The 3,688-nt window shown below is 39.9% G+C and carries 3 protein-coding genes; all 3 read left to right on the top strand.

From position 1 onward, the window contains the following. On the top strand, positions 1 to 651 hold a 651-nt coding region (locus WBV27_RS09735; protein ID WP_424201588.1), incomplete at its 5' end, for an ABC transporter permease subunit. A 17-nt stretch (positions 652 to 668) separates the two neighbouring features. Continuing rightward, positions 669 to 1,556 (top strand): carbohydrate ABC transporter permease, encoded by an 888-nt coding sequence (locus tag WBV27_RS09730; protein ID WP_424201586.1) that lies wholly within the window; start codon positions 669 to 671, stop codon positions 1,554 to 1,556. Between the two features lie 76 nt (positions 1,557 to 1,632). After that, positions 1,633 to 3,688, top strand: a 2,056-nt coding sequence (locus tag WBV27_RS09725) for an alpha-galactosidase (protein WP_424201584.1), incomplete at its 3' end; no start/stop codon positions are given.

The following is a 3,688-nucleotide window of genomic DNA, read 5'->3' as shown; positions in this document are numbered from 1 at the left end:
TCATTTCCGATACCCATTGCTATCGCTATAAGTCTGAATGAAGTACGTATAAAATGGTTGAAAAAATCTATCCAAACCGTTTCGTACTTACCTTACTTCATTTCTTGGGTAATCGCAGCAAATATTGTGATCACCTTTCTCTCGGCTGATGGCGTTTTAAATACATTCTTACAGGTCCTTCATTTAACTGATGAAGATGTTCTTTTCCTGCAAAAAGGAGAATATTTCTGGTGGATCATCGCATTGGCCAATACATGGAAGGGCATGGGGTATAACTCCATTATTTACCTAGCTGCTATATCAGGAATTAATCCTGAACAGTACGAAGCTGCCGATGTTGATGGTGCAACAAGGTGGCAGAAAATTGTACACATCACGCTTCCTGCTCTTAAACCCACTATTTTGATTTTGCTGATTCTTGCCATCGGAGGGATTTTGAATACTGGATTCGAACAGATACTACTTTTACAAAACAATTCAATTCTGAATTTCTCCGATGTATTAGACACTTATGCATACAGATATGGTTTGCAAAACGGTATGTATTCTTACGGAACTGCAGTAGGGCTATTCAAATCGGTAGTGTCCTTTATCCTCGTTATCACAGCAAATAAAATAACTCGAAAAGTTAGTGACAGCAGTCTTTTCTAAAAGATGGGAGAAAAACAATGAAGAAAAAGCTAACAAAGACGGATATTATCTTAGATATTACGATTCTGATATTCCTTGCGGTTATCACGTTTATCACCGTGTATCCATTTTGGAACATATTAATTGTGTCTCTTAACGATGCCCAAGACGCATTAAGAGGAGGACTCTTTTTTTGGCCAAGGAAGTTTAGTCTTGCAAGTTATGAACAAATTTTAAGGAATAAGGAATTTATGGCTTCCGTCAAAGTTACGGTAGCACGTACCTTGATCGGAACACCAATTGCAGTACTAGTAACGGCTATGTGTGCGTATGCCGTTTCTCGTAAAGAACTGGTGGGTCGGAAATTTTTAAATCTTTTCTTTATCTTTACTATGTATTTCGGCGGAGGAATTGTCCCTTACTACATGATCATAAAGAGTTTAGGTTTGACCGATAATTTTTTGGTTTATGTCATTCCGGGAGCAATGGGAGTGTACAACATGATTTTGATTCGTTCTTACATTGACACTATCCCAGAAGACTTGTTTGAATCGGCACGCCTGGATGGTGCAAATGATGTAATCATTTTCTTTAAAATCATTCTTCCGATTGCCAAGCCAATACTAGTGACGGTCGCTTTATTCGTTGCGGTAACCCAATGGAATTCTTGGTTCGATGCATATTTATTTACATCCAGTCAGGATTTAAAACCGATGCAATCAATATTGGTAGAAATATTGAATCAATATCAAACTGGCGATTCGCAATCATCCCAAATGTCGGCAGCAGCAGCTGGCAGGACCACAACCCCTGACAGTATCCGTATGGCAGCCACAATAGTTTCCACCATTCCAATCATCATAGTTTATCCTTTCATTCAAAAGTACTTTGTAAAAGGAATGATGATCGGGGCTGTGAAGAGTTAACTCTATTTAGCTTGATGCAGCAAAGGACTCAAAGATTTTTTTGATGAAATTAAAGTGTAGAAATGAGGATAAAAATTTGAATATTGTTTATGACCAAAATACCCAAACCTTTCATTTGTCCAATAAATCCGTCAGTTACGTAATAGCAGTGGAGGAGGATAAATATCTTTCTCACTATTATTGGGGTAAGAAAATTAAGCAGGTTCACTCCCCTTCAGATTACCCACGAAAAGATCGAGCGTTTGCTCCAAACCCCGATCATATTCAGGATAGGCATTTCTCATTGGCTACTTTACCTCAAGAGTACTCTGGTACCGATATCGGGGATTTCAGGGTATCCAGTTATACCTACACTGATATTACTGGTTTGCGGGCAAATCACTTAAATTACCATGGGTATTCCATTTTTAACGGCAAGAAAACATTACAAGGATTGCCGCACACTTATGTGAAATCAGAACAAGAAGCTATGACTTTGGAAATTCAGCTGATAGATTCAAACCACGGAATGTCAGCGTTTCTTCAGTATACAATCTTTGAAGACCATCCAGTTGTGACAAGATCAGTGCGTTTCCAAAATAATGGAGAAGAGGCTCTATCGATTAAGCGAGCTATGAGTATGTCAATTGACCTCCCGGATTCAGATTATGATTTAATCCAATTTCCAGGGGCATGGGGACGGGAGCGCGAAGTCTTACGATCTTCCTTGGTTCGAGGGATTCACACACTTGACAGTAAGAGAGGGACCACGAGTCATACTTATCAGCCTTTCCTGGCGTTAGTTCGAAAAGATACAGACGAATTCTCAGGAGAAGCATATGGCTTCCACCTGATCTATAGCGGTGAATTTTTAGGTAACGTAGAAGTGGATTCCTTTTCGCAAACGCGCGTCCAATTAGGTATCAACCCGGAACATTTTGAATGGAAATTGGGGGCGGGAGAAACATTCCAAACTCCTGAAGTAGTCATGAGCTATAGTGAAGAGGGACTGAATGGAATGTCCCGTTCTTTTCACGAACTTTATCAGAATAAATTGATCAGAGGGAAGCATCAGTACCGTGAGCGGCCCGTCTTGATCAATAATTGGGAAGGAACCTACTTTAACTTTACAGAGGAAAAAATTCTGAATATGGCTGAAATTTCAGCTGAAATTGGAATTGAGTTGTTCGTCCTGGACGATGGTTGGTTCGGGAAACGAGATGATGATTATTCTTCTTTAGGAGACTGGACGGTCTATAAAAACAAATTACCGAACGGCCTGAAAGCGTTAAGCGATGCTATCCATAAAAAAGGTATGAAATTTGGCCTATGGTTTGAACCGGAAATGGTTTCCGAAGATAGTGATTTATATCGTAGCCATCCGGATTGGTGTATCCATACACCGGGGATTCCCAATTCCAGAGGCAGAAGTCAATTGGTCTTGGATTTTAGCAGAAAAGAAGTACGAGATAATATTCTAAGTCAAATGAAAGCCATCCTGGATGAAGTTCCCATTGACTACATTAAATGGGACTATAATCGTAATATGACGGAACTTGGGTCAGCAGCACCGGAGATAATGCCTGGAGAAGTTGCCCATCGCTATATTTTAGGTCTTTACGAGATGCTGGAGGATTTGGTTACTACATATCCGGATATTTTATTTGAAAGCTGCTCCGGAGGCGGTGGGCGCTACGACCCCGGAATGCTCTATTACATGCCTCAAACCTGGACTAGTGATAATACTGATGCCGCTTCAAGACTGGAAATACAATATGGAACAAGTATGATGTTTCCAATAAGTTCTATGGGGTCGCATGTTTCTGATGTCCCTAATCACCAAGTCAATCGTTATTCAAGTCTGGAAATGCGTGGGCATGTGGCAATGTCAGGGAATTTAGGATATGAATTGGATGTAACTAAGTTGACAGAACCTGAAAAAGAAGCCGTTAAGGAACAAATATCTTGGTATAAGTCTTATCGCAAGTTAATTCAGTTTGGGCATTTCTATCGCATATTAAGTCCCTATGATAATAAGCAACATACTGCCTGGATATTTGTAGATCAGAATAAAGAAACCGCCATTTATTTTTACTATCAAATCATGGATAAAGCGAACAAACCGAGTAAGATGCTTAAAATGACAGGGCTGG

This window comes from Trichococcus sp., assembly GCF_049589555.1.
In the GTDB taxonomy this organism is placed as follows: Bacteria; Bacillota; Bacilli; order Lactobacillales; family Aerococcaceae; genus Trichococcus.
This window is presented reverse-complemented; position numbering and strand designations above follow the sequence as displayed.